We start from the raw sequence: 19,166 nt of genomic DNA, 5'->3' as shown, positions 1-19,166 counted from the left end.
TTGACAAACTAACAGTCAAATCACCGTATCCCAAACGCTGCTTGCGACCTACCCTGCCCGCTTCACTCGCAGGATCGCGTTTATGACCTACCGCTCGAAAGTCGCCTGGATCTTTTTACTCGGCTTTGCCCTGGACCTGGTGAACATGTTTGTCGCCACCGTTGCCTACCCGGACATCGCCCGCGAACTGCACGCCTCGGTCACGCAATTGGCGTGGATCAGCAACGCCTACGTACTCGGGCTGACCGTGATCATTCCGTTGAGTGTGTGGCTGGCGGCGATCATGGGCGAACGAACGCTGATCGCGGCGAGCCTGCTGTTGTTCGCGGGCGCCTCGGTGATGGTTGGCCAGGCGGGTTCCATCGAAACGCTGATTGGCTGGCGGGCGTTGCAAGGTTTGGGCGGTGGCTTGCTGATCCCCGTGGGCCAGGCCATGGCTTACCGGCACTATCCAGCGGCAGAACGCAGCCAATTGACAGCCAGCGTGATGTCGGTGGCGCTGCTGGTACCGGCATTGTCGCCGGCTTTGGGCGGGCTAATCGTCGACAGTGTGTCATGGCGCTGGATCTTCTACGCCAACCTGCCGCTGGCGTTGCTCACGTTGCTGCTGGCACTGCTGTGGATAAAACCTGATGCACCTGTAACAGTGCGCCCGGCCCTGGATGTGCGCAGTATTTTCAAACAGATCCGCAGCCCGATGCTGCGCGTGGCGATGTTGGTCTATCTGTTCATCCCCGGCATATTTATCGGCACCAGCCTGATCGCTATTCTCTACCTGCGCGGCCTGGGCTACGACGCGACACACACCGGCGCGCTGATGTTGCCGTGGGCGCTGGCGTCGGCACTGGCGATTTTCCTGAGCAAAAAACGCTTCAACCGCTACGGCCCAAAACCCTTGCTGCTGGCGGGCATGGCCCTGCAATGCATCGGCATCCTGCTGCTGACAAAACCCGAACCGGCCGTAATTATTCTGGCCTACGCGTTGATGGGCCTGGGCGGCAGCCTGTGCAGCAGCACGGCGCAGACCTTGGCGTTTCTCGACATACCCGCCGAGCGCATGGGCCACGCCAGTGCGCTGTGGAACATCAATCGACAAGTCAGCTTCTGCCTCGGCGCTGCCGCCCTCAGTGCGTTGTTGTCGGCCTTGGATTCCTTCGTCATAACCTTCACGATAGCCGCAGCCCTGACACTGCTGCCCCTTTTTGCCGTGTTGCGCCTGGATACATCCAGAGTCCGCACGCTGCTTCACCCTGCCAGCGAGCCCAGCCATGATTGATTACAACGATTTTTTTGAAGAAGTGATCCAGACCCACGTCGAGATCGAGCAATGGTTTGCCGGGGTTGCGCCTGAAGGCACCCTGGAAACCTTGCTTGCGCGCTTTTCACCCGATTTCAGCATGGTCGCACCCGCCACCGGCACGAGAGTGAATACAGCCGGGGTTAAAGCGTTGTTCACGCGCCTGGGCGGTATGCGCCCGGGGTTGAAGATCACCTTGAGCGAAATGGCCGGGATCGACCGGCACGCGCGCGGCGCCACGGTGACTTACCGCGAACACCAGATTGATGACAGCGGCACCCAGACTGACCGCCGCGCCACCGTGGTGTTTGAGAAGCAGGCAAGTGGCGCGCTGTTGTGGCGCCATCTGCATGAAACCTTCATCAAGGCATGACACAGCCAAAACTGTGGGAGCTGGCTTGCCTGCGATGGCGGTGGGTCAGCTGAAAACAGGTCAACTGACAGTGCGCTATCGCAGGCAAGCCAGCTCCCACAGTTTAATGTTGCGTTGGGTTGACGATGACGGTGCAGGTGATCCCCGCCGCCAGCAGCACGCCGTCGGGCACTTCATCGATGTGAATCCGCACCGGCACCCGCTGGGCCAGGCGCACCCAGTTGAAGGTCGGGTTCACATCGGCGATCAGCTCACGGCTCTCGGGGTTGTCGCGGTCATAGATACCCCGCGAGATGCTTTCCACGTGGCCCTTGAGCGTCTCGCCGCTCATCAGTTGCATATCGGCTTTGTCGCCCACCTTCACATGGGGCAGCTTGGTCTCTTCGAAGAAGCCGTAGACCCAGAACGAGTTCATATCGACCACGGCCATCTTGGCCTCGCCAATACGCGCATAGTCGCCACGGTGCACATTGAGGTTGGTGACATAACCGTCCACTGCCGCCACCACCTGCGTACGTTTCAAGTTAAGTTCAGCGGCTTCCAGTTGCGCCAACGCATGCTGGTAATCGGCCAACGCCGAGTCGGCGATGTTGCTGGCGTCGTCGCGGTTTTCCCTGGAGATCACCAGCGCGTCGAGGTCGGCACGGCGGTGGGCGTTGACCTTGCGCATCTCCCAGGTGGCTTTGCGCGAAGCCACCAGCGACTGCGCCTGTTTGACGGCAATTCGGTAGTGCTCGGGGTCGATCTGCATCAGCAGGTCGCCCTTCTTCACCAACTGGTTGTCACGCACCGGTACATCCACCACTTCGCCCGTAACGTCGGCCGCCACATTGATGATGTCGGCGCGCACGCGGCCATCGCGGGTCCACGGCGTTTGCATGTAGTGCACCCACAACGTGCGGCCAATCCAGATCGCCAATGCCAATACCAGCAAGGTCGCGAGCAGGCTGAAAAACTTTTTCATCGGGGCATTCTCAACGGTAGACGGTCAGCGCGAGCGCGCCGAACAAGCAAACGAACAGGCTCAGGCGCAGCAGCGCCGGGTGCCAGAAAAAACGGTAGAGGTCGAACCCGGCCAGGAAGCGGTCCAACGCCCAGGCCAACCCTGCGGCGATAAAAAACAACAGGGTCATGGTCGGCATGTACAGGCCATGGAATGCGATTTCACGGGGCATGCGGGGCTCCTTTGAGAGCAGCCAATGGCGATTGCGGGTCTAGCAGCGAGGTGCGGATAAAGTGCAGGTAGCTTTTCACCCGGCGCAGCGCCGAGGTATCAAAATGCGGGGCGAAGGGTTCGTCGGTGGCCTGCACACGGCTGATCGCATGGTCGACAGCCACCAGTCCACGCTCCAGATTGTTCGCGCTCGGTTGCAAAAACAGCCGCACCAGCGAGCGCCCCATCACGCGGATCGCCTGGCGCCACGGCTGGGATTGGGCATACGCCGGGTGCACCGGCAAAATCGCCTGTTCCTTGCGCAGTTCGATGATCGCATGGCCGACTTCCAGCACCACGAACATCCAGCGCAGCAAATCACGCTGCACCTGCGGCTGGCCAACGGCGAGGCCGTAGGCTTGGTGCAGCAAATCGCGGGTGCGGCTTTCAAAACTCGAGGCCAGGCCCTTGAGCTTGCCGCTGATCGCATACACAACCTGCTCGCGCAGGTCCTGCTCCAAACGGCGCCACAACCAACGGCTGTTGGGCGGCAGAATGATCGCCCCCGCCGCCGCGCACACCAGCATGCCGATGATCATGGCGATGTAGTCGTTGATAAAGGTGTAGGGGTTGTAGACCGTGAGGTTGTCCGGCACCGAGCCGGTGCTGAAAAAGATCAACAGGCCCACGCCGACCCCGGCGTATTGCGGGCGTGAGGCCAGGAACGAGCCGAAGATGATCACCGGCGCGAGCATCACGCACAGCAGCGGGAAACCGTCGATCCAGGGGAACACGAAGAACATTTCGACAAAGCCAACCAGTGCGCCGATCAAGGTGCCGCAGGCCATTTGAAAGGCCATGCGCTTGGGGTTGGGCGTGGCGGCGGACAGGCCGACGGTGGCGGCGGCAATCAGCGTCATGGTTGCGCCGCTGGGCCAGGCGGTGGCCACCCAGTAGCTGCCGAGCACAATGAGGATGAACGACGCACGAATACCCGAAGCCGCGCAGGCCAGCCAGTTGGTCTTGGGGATAAAGGTCTCGTTCCACTGCTCGCGCTCATGGCTGTGGTCGGCCAGGGAAGCGTGGGTCAGCGCGTAGTTGTGCAAGTCATCGACAAAGCGATAAAGCAGCTCGTAGGCGGTATGAAAATCCAGCTGTTCAGCTTCGCTTGGGTTGGCTTCCTGAAAGCTTGCACGCAGGGCACGCACCGTGGCGGGAAGCTCGTCTTTGTAGGCGCTGAGTTGGTTGACCAGCCGTGCGGCGTCGGGGCTGGTGAGCGCCCGACCGGAGAAGCCGTCGAGCACTTCGGCAAGGCCTTGCAGGCCGGGCTTGATCGCAGCCACCACATGATCAGCCGCGTGCGCACGTAACCGTTCGAGCAACTGGTGCAGGGCGTTGAAGCGCGTGGTGATGCTCATGAATTCGCTGTTGAGGCGGCTGAGTCGACCATTGCGCCGACGCATGTGCGGGTCTTCAAACACGGTGACGCTGCGCAGCCCTTCCAGGCCCACGGCTTCGGCGATAAAACGCACGTTGCTGGCCTCGAAACCTTCGCGCTGGCTGCGCCCACGCAGGCCGTCGGTGACGAACAGCGCGAACACACCAAAGCGCTGGTACAGGGCGTTGCGCATCGCCGCGCTGGAGGTTTGCGGCAGGATCGCGGCGCTGACCACGGTGGAGCATAAAATCCCCAGGGAAATTTCCAGCACGCGCCATACCGCCGCCATAAACGCGCCGTCCGGGTTTGCCAGCGCCGGCAAACCAACCATCGCCGCCGTATAGCCGGCCAGTACAAAGCCGTAGGCGCGAAAGTTGCGATTACGCGTGGCGCCAGCGGTGCAGATGCCCACCCAGATCGCCAACGCGCCCAGGAACAATTCGGTGTTCTGCGCAAACAAGGCAATCAACAAGACCATCACCGCCGAGCCCGCCAAGGTGCCGAGGAAGCGATAGAAACTCTTGGCAAACACCTGGCCGCTCTGCGGTTGCATCACGATAAATACGGTGATCATCGCCGTGCGCGGTTGCGGCAACTCCAGGCGCATGGCCAGCCACAACGTCAGGAACGCAGCGATCAGCACCTTGAAGATATACACCCAGGTCACGCCGTCGCTGCGGGCCCAGTCGAAAAAACCACGGCGCCACTCAAGGGAGTGCAACCAGCGCAGCGGTGCAGGCAAGGGAGTCATTACAATTTACTCAGTGATCAAACACGGCGAGCGCCGCCGGGGTTTTGCTCGGCAGTGTCTTGGCGTCCGGTGGTACGTCGTTACCGGCGCCGAGCCCGCCACCCAGGGCCGTGACCAGTTCGGCATGCGCACTCAGGCGCGCGGCCTGCACCTGTTGTTCGATCTGTTGCTGGCGAAACAACAAGGTCTGAGCGTTGAGCACATTGAGGTAATCGGTGAGGCCGCGCTGGTAGGCGATCATGGCGATGTCGTAGGTTTTCTGCGCCGAGGCCACCGACTGCGCGGCAAAGGTGGCTTGCTTGTCCATGGATTCGCGGCGGATCAACTGGTCGCTGATGCCCTTGAGCGCGTTGACCAGCGTCTGGTTGTACTTGGCCACGGCGATGTCATACCCGGCGCTGGCTTCGCCCAACTGCCCACGCAAACGGCCGCCGTCGAAGATCGGCAGGCTGATCGCCGGGCCGACGGTGTAGTTGAATTTCTGCCCGCTGAGAAACCCCAGCATCGTGCCGCCGGTGGCCATATAGCCGAGGCTGCCGACCAGATCGACGTTGGGGTAGAAACCGGCGTGTGCCACATCGATGCCGCGCGCCTGGGCGGCGACCTGCCAGCGGCTGGCAACCACGTCCGGGCGTTGGCCGAGCAATTGCGCGGGCAGGCTTGAGGGCAGCTTCAGCGGCGCGGCCAAGGACAAACTCGGGCGTTGCAGTTGCGCGCCCTCGCCCGGCCCTTTCCCGGCCAATGCCGCGAGCTGGTTGCGGCTCAGGGCGATTTCTTCGTCGAGTGCGTCGAGTTGTCGATGGGTTTCGGGCAAGGGCGTTTCGGCCTGGCTCACATCGAAATGCGTGCCGATGCCGGCATTCAGGCGCTTATTGGCCAGGTCGAGGATCTGCTGTTGCTGGGCCAGGGTGGCGGCGACGATATCGCGGTTGGCGAAATGCAACGACAGCTGGATATAGGCGCGCACCACATTGTTCTGCAATTCGAGCTGGGCCTGACGCGCTTCGGCAGCGCTCATATGCGCCAGGTCGACGGCGCGTTCGCTGGCATTGCTTTCGCGGCCCCACAGGTCGAGGGCGTAGCTCAAGCCCAGGGACGCGGTGTTGTCCCAGGTATTGGCACCGCTCAATTCGCCCGGCCCGTAGAACTGATCTTTCGGCCAATTGTGGCGTTTGAGCGTGGTGTCACTGTTGATCTGCAACGACTCAGCCGACTCGGCGATCCCGGCCATGGCCCGCGCTTCCCGCACCCGCGCGGCGGCCATGGCCATGTTCGGGCTGTTTTGCGTGGCGAGGTCGACCCAGCGGTTGAGTTGCATGTCGCCATAGGCTTGCCACCATTGTGTGGTGGGCCAGTGGGCGTCCTGCGCGGCGCTCTGGATGGCGGCGTCGGTGGCCAGGGTATTGGCGTTGAAGGCTTGGCCTTGGGGGGCGATTCCTCCGGTTCCGATGCAGCCGCTGATTGCTAACGATAAGGCCAAAACACTGAGAGCCTTCAGCTCTCTGCTGATGCGACGCGGCACGGCGAACGAATTCCTGAGGTGGTGAGGCGGGGAAGGTGGCGCAATTCTAGGGGGCGCCATGGGGAACGATAAGCTGGCATTCCTGTGAATCTTTGTTACCGTTCAGGCGATAATCCGTTGGTAGGGATCACTGGACGGCGTAACTTTCTGTCACAATTTGCTATCTCCCTTGAGAACACTCCATGGACACTTTGCAAAATATGCGCGCCTTCAGTTGCGTGGCCGAGGCCGGCAGCTTCACCGCCGCCGCCGTGCAACTGGACACCACCACCGCCAACGTTTCGCGCGCGGTCTCCAACCTTGAGGCCCATCTGCAAACCCGCTTGCTCAACCGCACCACTCGCCGCATCGCGCTGACCGAGGCCGGCAAGCGCTATTTGCTGCGTTGTGAGCAGATCCTGGCTTATGTCGAGGAAGCCGAGGCCGAAGCCAGCGACGCCCACGCACGCCCCGCCGGGCAGCTGAAAGTGCATACCATGACCGGCATCGGCCAGCATTTCGTGATTGACGCAATTGCCCGTTACCGTCGCACCCACCCCGACGTGACCTTCGACCTGACCCTGGCCAACCGCGTGCCGGACCTGCTCGACGAGGGTTACGACGTGTCCATCGTGCTGGCCAGCGAGCTGCCGGATTCGGGTTTTGTGTCCCAGCGCCTGGGCATCACCTACAGCATCGCGTGTGCCTCGCCGGATTACGTCAAGGCCAAAGGTTGCGCACAGCGGCCCCAGGATTTGCTCAACCACGCCTGCCTGCGCCTGGTCAGCCCGGTGATCCAGCTGGACAAATGGACCTTCAACGGCCCCGAAGGCCAGGAAAGCGTGGCGATCAACACTTCGCCGTTCCTGGTCAACTCGGCCGATGCAATGAAAACCGCGATCACCAGCGGCATGGGCGTCGGCCTGCTGCCGGTGTATGCGGCTATTGAAGGTTTGCGTAACGGCACGCTGGTGCGGGTGATGCCCAACTACCGCTCGCAGGAGCTGAACCTGTATGCCATCTACCCCTCGCGCCAGTACCTGGATGCGAAGATCAAGACCTGGGTGGAATACCTGAGAGGGTCGTTGCCGGAGATTCTGGCGGCGCATCAGGCGGAGTTGGTGGCGTATGAGTTGAGTGGCAGCCTGGGCGGCACACGCCTGGCGAACTGATTTTGGAATACGGCCCCACAAACACCATCCATTTACTGTGGGAGCTGGCTTGCCTGCGATAGCATCGCCTCGGTACTGCTGATACACCGAGGCGCCAGCATCGCAGGCAAGCCAGCTCCCACATTTTGAGCGGAGTTCTGCAATGAAAAAGACTGTCCTCGCCTTCAGCCGTGTCACCCCGCAAATGATCGAACGCCTGCAACAGGACTTCGAGGTGATCGCGCCGAACCCCAAGCTGGGTGACATCAATGCTCAATTCAATGAAGCCCTGCCCCACGCCCATGGCCTGATTGGCGTAGGCCGCAAGCTGGGGCGTGCGCAGCTGGAAGGCGCGAGCAAGCTGGAAGTGGTGTCCAGCGTGTCGGTGGGTTACGACAACTACGACGTGCCGTACTTCAACGAGCGCGGGATCATGCTCACCAACACCCCGGACGTACTCACCGAAAGCACCGCCGACCTGGCCTTCGCCCTGCTGATGAGCAGTGCGCGCCGCGTGGCCGAACTGGATGCCTGGACCAAGGCCGGCCAGTGGAAAGCCAGCGTTGGCGCGCCGCTGTTTGGCTGCGATGTACACGGCAAGACCCTCGGCATAGTGGGCATGGGCAATATCGGCGCAGCCGTGGCCCGGCGTGGGCGCCTGGGCTTCAATATGCCGATTCTGTACAGCGGCAACAGCCGCAAGACCCAGCTGGAGCAAGAGCTGGGCGCGCAGTTGCGCAGCCTGGACCAGTTGCTGGCCGAGGCGGATTTTGTCTGCCTGGTGGTGCCGTTGAGCGACAAGACCCGCCACTTGATCAGCACCCGCGAATTGGGGCTGATGAAGTCCAGTGCGATCCTGATCAATATTTCCCGTGGGCCGGTGGTGGATGAACCGGCGCTGATTGAGGCGCTGCAAACCCAGAAAATCCGTGGCGCCGGGCTGGATGTGTACGAGCAAGAGCCGCTGGCCGAATCGCCGCTGTTCCAACTGAGCAATGCGGTGACCCTGCCGCATATCGGCTCGGCCACCCATGAAACCCGTGAAGCCATGGCCAATCGCGCCCTGGACAACCTGCGCAGCGCCTTGCTGGGGCAACGTCCGCAGGATCTGGTCAACCCGCAAGTCTGGAAGGGCTGACGCCGATCTCATATGGGATGGGTTTTGTGTGGGAGCTGGCTTGCCTGCGATGGCATCACCTCAGTGCAACTGGAAGACCGAGGTGCCTGCATCGCAGGCAAGCCAGCTCCCACACAAGCCCAGCCCGACACAAAATCCGGTTAAAGCCTGGCTCCCCCGAGTCGATAACCTTCCATAGATCGTCATCCCTGATCCACAGAAGGTTTTTATGTCCACCACCAAAGCCCGCGCAGATTCACTCTCGCTTCTGCTCTTTACCTTGCGCAGCGGCAAGCTGATGGCCATCAACCTGCTCAAAGTCAGTGAAATCATCCCCTGCCCGCCGCTGACCAAGCTGCCGGAGTCGCACCCGCACGTCAAAGGCATCGCCACCCTGCGCGGTGCCTCGCTGTCGGTGATCGACCTGAGCCGCGCCCTCGGTGAGATGCCGCTGCAAGACCCGAACGGCGGCTGCCTGATCGTCACCGATGTCAGCCGTTCCAAGCAGGGCCTGCATGTGCAGGCGGTGAGCAAGATTGTGCATTGCCTGACCACCGACATCCGCCCGCCGCCCTATGGCTCCGGCGGTAATCGCTCGTTTATCACCGGCGTGACTCAGGTCGAAGGCGGCCTGGTGCAGGTGCTGGATATCGAAAAGGTCATCCACGGCATTGCCCCGGCCCCCGTTGAGGCGGCGCCGACCGACTTGACCATGGAAGAAGCCGAAGTGCTCGGCAACGCGCGAATCCTGGTGGTGGACGACAGCCAGGTGGCTCTGCAGCAATCGGTACACACCCTGCGCAACCTCGGCCTGACGTGCCACACCGCGCGCAGTGCCAAGGAAGCCATTGATGTGCTGCTGGAGCTGCAAGGCACGGTCGAGCAGATCAACGTGGTGGTGTCGGACATCGAGATGTCCGAAATGGACGGTTACGCCCTCACCCGCACCCTGCGCGAAACCCCGGACTTCCAGGAGCTTTACGTGCTGCTGCACACCTCCCTGGACAGCGCGATGAACAGCGAGAAGGCCCGCCTGGCCGGTGCCGACGCGGTGCTCACCAAGTTCTCGTCGCCCGAGCTGACCAAATGCCTGGTGGTTGCCGCGCAAACTGTGGCGCAAAAAGGCCTGTAAGCGGTGGCGGAGTATTTCCAACTGCTGCGCCGCGACCTTACTACCAGCCTGCCAGCACCGCAGTGGCCGGCCAATACCCGGCTGGATCATTACCGCGATGAGCTGGCCCCGGCCATCCATGCCGTATTGCGCATGACCCAGGAACAGGGCGGCGGCCGTGTCCCCAGCCTGGCAGAATGGCGCCGGCAGTTCGTCACCGACGCCGAGTTCGACCCCACGCTATGCCTGGTGGCCAGTAACGCAGACGGCATTCTTGGCGTGGCCCAGTGCTGGACCAGCGCGTTTATCAAGAACCTCTCGGTCCATCCGTGCGCCCAAGGCCAGGGGCTGGGGCGTGCCTTGTTGCTGCATACCTTCCACGTGTTCAAGCAACGCGGCGAGCCCTGTGTGGACCTGAAGGTGCTGGAAACCAACCAACGCGCCCGACAGTTGTATGAAAGTGCCGGCATGGTGTTTGTGCTGCGCGACCAGGTACCCGAGGACTGACCGGCACTGGCGCATAACTTGCTTCCACTGAGCCTGAACAGTGAATAGAGGCAAAAACCCGTCACCGTTCAAGAGTGCCCTCTGACCTTGCCTGGTGACAGATCCTCCATGAATACTCACTTTTCCTGCGTGGGTTGCGGCAAATGCTGCAGCGACCATCACGTTCCCCTGACCCTCGAAGAAGCCCGCAGTTGGGCGGCTGACGGCGGTAACGTCATCGTGCTGGTGGAGGGCTTTCTTGGCACCGGCCTGGGCTTGCCGGTGCAACAACGCGAGCATGCCGAACGCCGTTCAGTGGTAGTGCCGAGCGGCAATACCGAGGCGTTTGTGGCAATCACCTTTGCCGCCTACAACGCCGGGCGTTGCCGCAATCTTGACGAAGACAACCGTTGTGGCATCTATGAGCGTCGCCCACTGGTGTGTCGCATCTACCCGATGGAAATCAACCCGCATATCCCATTGAACCCCGCCGCCAAGGATTGCCCGCCAGAATCCTGGGAACAGGGGCCGGCGCTGATCGTCGGCGGTGAGTTGATGGATGCAGAACTGGCTGAGCTGATCCGCCGCTCACGCCAGGCCGACCGTGACGATGTGCAGACCAAGGAGGCCGTGTGCGCCTTGCTGGGTATTCGTACCACGGCGCTCAAGGGCGATGGGTTTACCGCGTATTTGCCGGATATGGCTGCCTTTGCGCAGGCGATTGAGTTGGCGATTGAGCAACCATCGGTGGCTAATGAGTGGGTGTTTCACGTCTCCGGCATGGACATCGCCGAGCAGGTGCTGGATGCGGGGGCGCAGATTGCCACTGAGGTGCCGGCCAACTATGCGTTTATCTCGTTGAGGGCGGCTTAGGCTCGATGCGGCCAGTGTGGATGTGGGAGCTGGCTTGCCTGCGATGCGGGCAACTCGGCACACCAGGTACACCGAAGTGATGCCATCGCAGGCAAGCCAGCTCCCACAGTTGAACGGGTATGGCTGCCTGTTGGCCATGGCTTGCAAAACACGGGGCCTGCTCACGTGCCGCAATTAATTGGCCATCATTGAGTGGAGGGCGGCTCATCCAAGTGATAAGGCGCCAGAATCCGCTGGTATTCACCGTTGTGCATCAGTTGCTCAAGCGCGTGATTGAGGTCGTTGCGCAAAGTGGAGTCAAACTTGCGCACAGCAATGGCAATGCCGTTGCCTAAGAGTTCACCGGACAAGGGCGGCCCCATGAAGTCGAAATCCTGGCCAACCGGGGTGTCGAGCAGTGCACTGCGAATTTCCACAGTGCCTTGCAGCGTCGCATCAATCTTGCCGGCTACCAGACTGCGGGCCAGTTCGTCATTGAGCCAGAAACTTTTGATGATGACGCCCGCCGGTGCCCACTGCGACCGCGCAAAGGCTTCGCGATTGCTGCCCAGCAGCACACCGACACGCTTACCCTTGAGCGAGCGTGTGTCGGGTAACAGGCCGGACGCCTTACGGGCCACCAAACGCGTGGTAAAAGGGTAGAGATTATCGGTGAACCCCACCCACCGCCGCCGCCCCGAGGTGGCGGCAATGCCCATGATCGCATCGAACTGCCGGGCTTCGAGGGCCGGGAAGTCTTCGACAAACACCTGGTCGACCCAGGTGCAGCGCACATTCAACTGTGTACACAAGGCGTTGCCCAAGTCGATGTTCAAGCCCACCAATTGACCTTGCGGGCTACGACTCTGAAAGGGCGGAAACTGCGCGGCAACAGCGAAGCGGATTTCGCGCCGGGGTTGATCATCGTCGGCCACGGCGTCGATCGACAGCAAAAGGGCAAGTGCTGCACACAGGGGTATCAGAGCCACGGGAAACATCCTTTTCCAGAAAGACCAGCCTTGGCCACCCGCCCGATCTGAACGGTCGGGATGGAATCAAGGCTGTGCAAGCTTTCTAGAAACGGTCGCGGGTCTTCAATCGGAAATATCAGCAGGTGTTGTAGTCCGCACCTGATAAAACGCTGGTCGTTCTATTCTCAGCGTTTACCCATCGAGCGGCGAGTGCCCGGCGGCGCCATGCCTGGCGACTTGGTGTGGCCGTTCTTGGCGCCATTCTTGTACCAAGGCTGGGCGGCGTTTTTGGCCCCAGCCAGTTCACCCGGCTTGAACGGAAACTTGAACGCCGGGATCTCGGCTTTTTCAACGCTTTGAGCGTCGGCCGGATCGACGAGGTCGGCCGCGTCAACAGGGGGTTGTGTCGGGGAAGTCATGGAAGCTCCGGGGCGTGCAGAAAATGAGGCGGTGGCCGGCTTGCGGGCCACGCTGGCGCGCAGTATACCTGCGCGCCTTGGATCTTTAACCACCGCCGGTACGAATGGTCGGACTTTACTGACAGCGCTGTCAGTTAGCAGTCACCGTGCTGACCGGGTTGGCGGGCTATAAAGAACGATCACCCTCCCAACCCTTTGCCCCGGCGCCCCACCCCATGCACATTCAACGAAAAACCGCCCTGATCGTGGCTGCCCTGGTGGTCGTGGCAGTTGCAGCCTGGGCCTTCAACCGACCGGCGAAAACCAAACTGGCGGTGTCCACCGCTATCCCGGTGCGAGTGGTGAGCGTCACACAGCAGGACATTCCTCGATTTGTCAGCGGTATCGGCTCGGTGCTGTCGCTGCACAGCGTGGTGATCCGCCCGCAAATCGACGGCATCCTCACCAAGCTGCTGGTCAAGGAGGGCCAATTGGTCAAGGCCGGTGACCTGCTGGCGACCATCGATGACCGCTCGATCCGCGCCAGCCTTGATCAGGCCAAGGCGCAGTTGGGCGAAAGCCAGGCGCAGTTGCAAGTGGCGTTGGTGAACCTCAAGCGCTACAAAGAGCTGAGCGTCGACGACGGCGTATCCAAGCAGACCTATGACCAGCAGCAAGCCCTGGTCAACCAGCTCAAGGCCACGGCGCAAGGTAATCAGGCCGCCATTGATTCGGCCCTGGTACAGCTTTCCTACACCCAGATTCGCTCGCCGGTGACTGGCCGTGTCGGCATTCGCACCGTGGATGAAGGCAACTTCCTGCGCATGAGTGATACCCAAGGCTTGTTCTCAGTGACGCAAATCGACCCGATCGCCGTGGAGTTCTCGTTGCCGCAACAAATGTTGCCGACCCTGCAAGGCTTGATCGCCGCGCCCACCCAAGCCAGCGTCGATGCCTACATGGGCGCCGACACCGACGGCCAGACCGGCGACCTGCTCGGCGAAGGCCACTTGAGCCTGATCGACAACCAGATCAGCTCCACCACCGGCACCCTGCGCGCCAAGGCTGAATTCAACAACGCTTCGCAGCGTCTGTGGCCGGGGCAACTGGTGACTATCAAGATCCAGACCGCCCTCGACAAGAACGCGCTGGTGGTGCCACCGACCGTGGTGCAACGTGGGCTCGACGCGCATTTTGTGTACCGCGTCAACGGTGACAAGGTTGAGGTTGTGCCGGTGCAGGTGGCGTATCAGGACAGCGACGTGACCATCATCAAGGGCGTGCAAGCCGGTGATGTGCTGGTCAGCGACGGCCAGTCGCGGCTCAAGGCCGGTGCGCAAATCGAGGTGCTCAAAGAGCCACCACAAGTGATCCAGACCGCCCAGACCAAGGTGCAACCATGAGCGGCAGCCGTTCCCCGTCCGCCTGGTGCGTCGACCATCCGGTTGCCACCCTGTTGCTGACCTTTGCGCTGGTGTTGCTGGGGCTGATTGCCTTCCCGCGCCTGGCTGTGGCGCCGCTGCCGGAAGCGGAGTTCCCGACCATCCAAGTCACCGCCACCTTGCCCGGCGCCAGCCCGGACACCATGGCCTCATCCGTGGCCACGCCCTTGGAGGTGCAATTCAGCGCCATCCCCGGCATGACCCAGATGACCTCCAGCAGCGCCTTGGGCTCAAGCCTGCTGACCCTGCAATTCACCCTGAACAAAAGCATCGACACCGCCGCGCAGGAAGTGCAGGCGGCGATCAACACCGCCTCCGGCAAGCTGCCCAGCGACATGCCGAGCCTGCCGACCTGGAAGAAGGTCAACCCGGCCGACAGCCCGGTGCTGATTCTCAGCGTCAGCTCCGACAGCATGCCCAGCACCGAGCTGAGCGACTATGTAGAAACCTTGCTGGCGCGGCAGATCAGCCAGATTGACGGCGTTGGCCAGATCAATATCACCGGGCAGCAACGCCCGGCGATTCGCGTACAGGCTTCACCGGACAAACTCGCGGCCATCGGCCTGACCCTCGCCGATGTGCGCCTGGCCATCCAGCAGTCCAGCCTGAACCTGGCCAAAGGTGCGATTTACGGCAAGAACAGCGTGTCGACGATATCGACCAACGACCAGCTGTTTCACCCCGAGGAATACGGCCAACTGATCGTTTCCTACAAGAACGGCGCGCCGGTGCAGCTGCGTGATGTCGCCAAAGTCATCAACGGTTCGGAAAACGCCTACGTGCAGGCCTGGTCCGGTGACACGCCCGGGGTCAACCTGGTGATTTCGCGCCAGCCCGGCGCCAACATTGTCGAGACCGTGGACCGCATTCAAGCCGAACTGCCGCGCCTGGAAGGCATGCTGCCCGCCTCGGTGCAGGTCAGCGTGTTGACCGACCGCACCAAGACCATCCGCGCGTCCTTGCATGAAGTGGAAGTAACCCTGCTGATCGCCATCCTGCTGGTGGTGGCGGTGATGGCGCTGTTCCTGCGCCAATTGTCGGCGACGCTGATTGTGTCCAGCGTACTCGGCGTGTCGCTGATCGCCAGTTTCGCGCTGATGTATGTGCTCGGCTTCAGCTTGAATAACCTGACGCTGGTGGCGATCGTGATCGCCGTGGGCTTTGTGGTCGACGATGCCATCGTGGTGGTGGAGAACATTCACCGTCACCTGGAGGCGGGCCTGGATAAACGCGAGGCGGCAATCAAGGGCTCGGGCGAGATCGGCTTTACCGTGGTGTCCATCAGCTTCTCGCTGGTGGCAGCGTTTATTCCGCTGTTGTTCATGGGCGGTGTGGTCGGGCGGCTGTTCAAGGAGTTTGCGCTGACGGCCACCTCGACCATCCTGATTTCGGTGGTGGTTTCGCTGACTTTGGCGCCGACCCTGGCCGCGCTGTTCATGCGCGCGCCGACTCATCATGCCCATGACAAACCGGGCTTCAGCGAGCGCCTGCTCGCCGGCTACGCACGCAACCTGCGCCGTGCGCTGGCGCATCAACGCAGCATGGCAGCGATCTTTATGCTGACCCTGGCGTTGGCCGTGGTCGGCTACGTGTTTATCCCCAAGGGTTTCTTCCCGGTGCAGGACACCGGCTTTGTACTCGGCACCAGCGAAGCGGCGGCCGACGTGTCGTACCCGGACATGGTCGCCAAGCACAAGGCGCTGGCCGAGATCGTCAAGGACGACCCGGCAGTGGCCGCGTTTTCCCACTCGGTGGGCGTGACCGGCAGCAACCAGACCATCGCCAACGGCCGTTTCTGGATCGCCTTGAAAGACCGCGGTGATCGCGATGTATCCGCCAGCCAGTTCATTGACCGCATCCGCCCCAAACTGGCCAAGGTGCCGGGCATCGTCTTGTACCTGCGCGCCGGCCAGGACATCAACTTGAGTTCCGGCCCAAGCCGCGCCCAGTATCAATATGTGCTCAAGAGCAACGACGGCGCGACGCTCAATACCTGGACCCAACGCCTGACCGAAAAACTGCGCGCCAACCCGGCCTTTCGCGACCTGTCCAACGACTTGCAACTGGGCGGCAGCATCACTCACATCAGCATCGACCGCCAGGCGGCGGCGCGCTTTGGCCTCACCGCTACCGATGTCGACCAGGCGCTGTATGACGCGTTCGGCCAGCGCCAGATCAACGAGTTCCAGACCGAGATCAACCAGTACCAGGTGGTGCTGGAACTCGACACTCAACAGCGCGGCAAGGCCGAAAGCCTGAACTACTTTTACCTGCGCTCACCGTTGACCAACGAGATGGTGCCGCTGTCGGCACTGGCCAAGGTCGACCCACCCAGCGTGGGGCCGTTGTCCATCAGCCATGACGGCATGTTCCCGGCGGCCAACCTGTCGTTCAACCTGGCACCCGGCGTGGCATTGGGTGATGCGGTGATCATGCTCAACCAGGCCAAAAACGAAATCGGCATGCCGACCACCCTGATCGGCACCTTCCAGGGTGCGGCCCAGGCGTTCCAAAGCTCTTTGGCCAGCCAACCGTGGCTGATCCTGGCGGCGCTGGTGGCGGTCTATATTATTTTGGGCGTGCTGTATGAGAGCTTCGTGCACCCGCTGACGATCATCTCCACCTTGCCCTCGGCGGGCTTGGGCGCGTTGATCATGCTGTGGTTGCTGGGCCAGGACTTTTCGATCATGGCCTTGATCGGGCTGGTGCTGCTGATCGGTATCGTCAAGAAAAACGGCATCCTGATGATCGACTTTGCCCTGGAGGCCCAGCGCGTGCGCGGGCTGCCACCTGAGGAGGCGATTTATGAAGCCTGCGTCACCCGGTTCCGGCCAATCATCATGACCACCCTCGCCGCCCTGCTCGGCGCCGTGCCGTTGATGCTGGGCTCCGGGCCAGGCGCCGAACTGCGCCAGCCGCTGGGGATCGCGGTGGTCGGCGGCCTGTTGGTGAGCCAGGCGCTGACGCTGTTCACCACACCGGTCATATACTTGTACCTTGAGAAGTTTTTCCACAGGCCCAAACCAGCGCTGGCGCTGGCGACCACACACTAAAGGCGGGGTCATGCGCGTCCTGATTATTGAAGATGAAGAGAAAACCGCGGACTACCTGCACCGCGGCCTGACGGAGCAAGGCTACACCGTCGATGTGGCGCGCGAAGGCATCGAGGGCTTGCACCTGGCGCTGGAGAACGATTACGCGGTGATCGTACTCGACGTGATGCTGCCCGGCCTCGACGGCTTTGGGGTGTTGCGCGCACTGCGGGCACGCAAGCAGACGCCGGTGATCATGCTCACCGCTCGCGAGCGTGTGGAAGACCGCATCCGTGGCTTGCGTGAAGGCGCCGATGATTATTTGGGCAAACCGTTTTCGTTCCTCGAACTGGTGGCGCGCCTGCAAGCGCTGACCCGCCGCAGCGGCGGGCATGAGCCGGTGCAAGTCACCGTGGCCGACCTGTGGATCGACCTGATCAGCCGCAAGGCCAGCCGCAACGGCCTGCGCCTGGACCTGACCGCCAAAGAGTTCTCGCTGCTCAGCGTATTGGCACGGCGCCAGGGTGAAATCCTGTCCAAGACCGCGATTGCGGAAATGGTCTGGGACATCAATTTCGACAGCGACGCCAATGTGGTGGAAGTGGCGATCAAGCGCCTGCGCGCCAAGCTCGACGGGCCGTTCGAACACAAGTTGCTGCACACCATTCGTGGCATGGGTTATGTGCTGGAGAGCAGAAGTGTCGGCTAACTCCATCGCCCTGCGCCTGAGCGGCATGTTCACCTTGGTGGCGCTGCTGATTTTTGTGTTGATCGGCGGCGCGCTGTACCAGCAAGTGGATCGCGGCCTGGGCTTGTTGCCGGGCGCCGAACTGGATGCGCGCTACAGCGTGCTGGAATCCTCGGTAAACCGCTTCGGCACACCGGACCACTGGGCAAAAATCACCGCCAAGTTGAAGTTGCTCGGCGAAGAAGACCCGCGCATTCGCTTCTGGGTGGTGAGCAGCGACCCGAGCTACGAATACGGCAACCCCGACGCGCAGATCCGCGCATTCGCCCAAGGGCCGACCGGCAAACGCGACTTGCGCCTGCCTGGGCATGAATACCCGTTCAAGGTGTTGCTCAGCCAGTTCGCGGCCAAGGATCAACGCCCACCGCTGCGTTTTATGATCGCCATCGACACCGAGAATTTCCGCGCCACTCAGCACCATCTGTTGATGGCCTTGATCGGCCTGGCCTGTGTCGGTGTGGCGCTGGCTGCACTGTTGGGTTTTTGGGTCTCGCGTATCGGCCTCAAGCCGCTGGGCAAACTTTCGGATGAAGCGCAAAAACTCGCACCGCCCAAACTCTCCGGGCGCCTGCAGTTGTCGCCCTTGCCGCCGGAGCTGAGCCAGTTCGTCAACTCGTTCAACTCCACGCTGGATCGGGTGGAACAGGCGTATTCGCGCCTGGAGTCGTTCAATGCCGATGTGGCCCACGAACTGCGCTCGCCGCTGACCAACCTGATCGGCCAGACCCAAGTGGCGCTCACCCGTGGTCGTTCGGCCGAGCATTACTTCGAGGTGCTGCAATCGAACCTCGAAGAGCTGGAACGCCTGCGTTCGATCATTAATGACATGCTGTTCCTGGCCAGCGCCGACCAGGGCAGCAAGGCCACCAAACTGATCGAAAGCTCCCTGGCCGATGAAGTCGCCACCACCCTCGACTACCTGGACTTCATCCTCGAAGACGCCCAAGTCAAAGTGCGCGTACACGGAGATGCCTTGGTGCACATCGAAAAAGCCCACCTGCGCCGCGCGCTGATCAACCTGCTGAGCAATGCGGTGCAGCACACTGCGCCGGGGCAGATTATCGAAGTGAGCATTGAGGTGCAGGAGCAGTGGGTGGCGATCGGGGTGACCAACCCCGGCGATGAGATCGCCCGTGAGCATTTGCCGCGCTTGTTTGAACGCTTCTACCGGGTGGACGCGTCGCGCAGTAACAGCGGCGCAAATCATGGGCTGGGGCTGGCGATCGTCAAGGCGATTGCATTGATGCACGGCGGTGATGTGTTTGTGCGCAGTGAGGGCGGTGGCAATACTTTTGGCATTACCTTGCCGGTCTGACTCACCAGAACACATCGATCCAGTGTGGGC

17 protein-coding genes are annotated in these 19,166 nt (G+C 61.8%); 11 read left to right on the top strand and 6 right to left on the bottom strand.

What is annotated here, in order from left to right; translation table 11 throughout:
• Positions 1-82: 82 nt before the first annotated feature.
• Together GIW48_RS01540 and GIW48_RS01535 are read left to right on the top strand one after the other, a co-directional pair.
• Positions 83-1,276 carry an MFS transporter gene (locus tag GIW48_RS01540; protein WP_138452324.1) on the top strand — a complete coding sequence of 398 codons (1,194 nt, stop codon included), beginning with the start codon at positions 83-85 and terminating at the stop codon, positions 1,274-1,276.
• Positions 1,269-1,670: a nuclear transport factor 2 family protein gene (locus GIW48_RS01535; protein ID WP_017138162.1), complete on the top strand. Its 402-nt coding sequence runs from the start codon at positions 1,269-1,271 to the stop codon at positions 1,668-1,670. The genes GIW48_RS01540 and GIW48_RS01535 overlap by 8 nt, the downstream gene beginning before the upstream one ends.
• A 103-nt stretch (positions 1,671-1,773) precedes the next feature.
• Here the strand turns inward: GIW48_RS01535 and GIW48_RS01530 are convergent, their stop codons facing one another.
• The 4 genes from GIW48_RS01530 to GIW48_RS01515 are packed head-to-tail and all read right to left on the bottom strand — an operon-like array spanning position 1,774 to position 6,534.
• Complete coding sequence (locus GIW48_RS01530) at positions 1,774-2,634, bottom strand: efflux RND transporter periplasmic adaptor subunit (protein ID WP_017138163.1); 861 nt, start codon at positions 2,632-2,634, stop codon at positions 1,774-1,776.
• A 10-nt stretch (positions 2,635-2,644) separates the two neighbouring features.
• A complete protein-coding gene (locus tag GIW48_RS01525) occupies positions 2,645-2,845 on the bottom strand; it encodes a DUF1656 domain-containing protein (RefSeq protein WP_017138164.1) in 201 nt (66 codons plus the stop codon).
• On the bottom strand, positions 2,835-5,012 hold the full coding sequence (locus tag GIW48_RS01520; protein ID WP_169986930.1) for an FUSC family protein: 2,178 nt from the start codon (positions 5,010-5,012) through the stop codon (positions 2,835-2,837). The genes GIW48_RS01525 and GIW48_RS01520 overlap by 11 nt, the downstream gene beginning before the upstream one ends.
• 10 nt (positions 5,013-5,022) lie before the next feature.
• Positions 5,023-6,534 (bottom strand): efflux transporter outer membrane subunit, encoded by a 1,512-nt coding sequence (locus GIW48_RS01515; RefSeq protein WP_099548416.1) that lies wholly within the window; start codon positions 6,532-6,534, stop codon positions 5,023-5,025.
• Positions 6,535-6,716: 182 nt separating this feature from the next.
• Here GIW48_RS01515 and GIW48_RS01510 point away from each other — a divergent pair, with 182 nt between their 5' ends.
• From GIW48_RS01510 to GIW48_RS01490, 5 genes are all read left to right on the top strand, one after another.
• The gene (locus GIW48_RS01510) at positions 6,717-7,685 is read left to right on the top strand and encodes a LysR family transcriptional regulator (protein WP_017138167.1); all 969 of its coding nucleotides are present in this window, start codon (positions 6,717-6,719) and stop codon (positions 7,683-7,685) included.
• Between the two features lie 142 nt (positions 7,686-7,827).
• Complete coding sequence (locus GIW48_RS01505) at positions 7,828-8,802, top strand: 2-hydroxyacid dehydrogenase (protein WP_017138168.1); 975 nt, start codon at positions 7,828-7,830, stop codon at positions 8,800-8,802.
• Positions 8,803-9,010: 208 nt separating this feature from the next.
• On the top strand, positions 9,011-9,913 hold the full coding sequence (locus tag GIW48_RS01500; protein ID WP_017138169.1) for a chemotaxis protein CheV: 903 nt from the start codon (positions 9,011-9,013) through the stop codon (positions 9,911-9,913).
• Positions 9,914-9,916: 3 nt separating this feature from the next.
• Entirely contained in the window at positions 9,917-10,399 is a 483-nt protein-coding gene (locus tag GIW48_RS01495) for a GNAT family N-acetyltransferase (RefSeq protein ID WP_017138170.1), read from the top strand.
• Between the two features lie 108 nt (positions 10,400-10,507).
• Entirely contained in the window at positions 10,508-11,251 is a 744-nt protein-coding gene (locus GIW48_RS01490; RefSeq protein WP_017138171.1) for a YkgJ family cysteine cluster protein, read from the top strand.
• A gap of 185 nt (positions 11,252-11,436) precedes the next feature.
• Here GIW48_RS01490 and GIW48_RS01485 read toward each other — a convergent pair whose 3' ends face one another.
• A complete protein-coding gene (locus GIW48_RS01485) occupies positions 11,437-12,219 on the bottom strand; it encodes a transporter substrate-binding domain-containing protein (RefSeq protein WP_026013782.1) in 783 nt (260 codons plus the stop codon).
• Between the two features lie 167 nt (positions 12,220-12,386).
• Positions 12,387-12,620 (bottom strand): hypothetical protein, encoded by a 234-nt coding sequence (locus GIW48_RS01480; RefSeq protein ID WP_017138173.1) that lies wholly within the window; start codon positions 12,618-12,620, stop codon positions 12,387-12,389.
• A 215-nt stretch (positions 12,621-12,835) separates the two neighbouring features.
• On the opposite strand from GIW48_RS01480, the gene GIW48_RS01475 reads away from it, so the two are divergent.
• The 4 genes from GIW48_RS01475 to GIW48_RS01460 are packed head-to-tail and all read left to right on the top strand — an operon-like array spanning position 12,836 to position 19,136.
• Positions 12,836-14,002, top strand: coding sequence for an efflux RND transporter periplasmic adaptor subunit (locus GIW48_RS01475; RefSeq protein ID WP_017138174.1), 1,167 nt, complete (start codon positions 12,836-12,838; stop codon positions 14,000-14,002).
• Positions 13,999-17,094, top strand: a complete 3,096-nt coding sequence (locus tag GIW48_RS01470; RefSeq protein ID WP_017138175.1) for a multidrug efflux RND transporter permease subunit — start codon at positions 13,999-14,001, stop codon at positions 17,092-17,094. Before GIW48_RS01475 ends, GIW48_RS01470 begins: the two co-directional genes overlap by 4 nt.
• 10 nt (positions 17,095-17,104) lie before the next feature.
• A complete protein-coding gene (locus tag GIW48_RS01465) occupies positions 17,105-17,782 on the top strand; it encodes a heavy metal response regulator transcription factor (protein ID WP_236460321.1) in 678 nt (225 codons plus the stop codon).
• The gene (locus GIW48_RS01460) at positions 17,772-19,136 is read left to right on the top strand and encodes a heavy metal sensor histidine kinase (RefSeq protein WP_099548413.1); all 1,365 of its coding nucleotides are present in this window, start codon (positions 17,772-17,774) and stop codon (positions 19,134-19,136) included. Before GIW48_RS01465 ends, GIW48_RS01460 begins: the two co-directional genes overlap by 11 nt.
• The last annotated feature ends 30 nt before the right edge of the window (positions 19,137-19,166 follow it).

The organism is Pseudomonas sp. PA-6-3C (assembly GCF_021605825.1).
Lineage (GTDB): Bacteria > Pseudomonadota > Gammaproteobacteria > Pseudomonadales > Pseudomonadaceae > Aquipseudomonas > Aquipseudomonas edaphica.
Note: the sequence above shows the minus strand (reverse complement) of the source record. Positions and strands in the feature narration are given on the sequence as shown.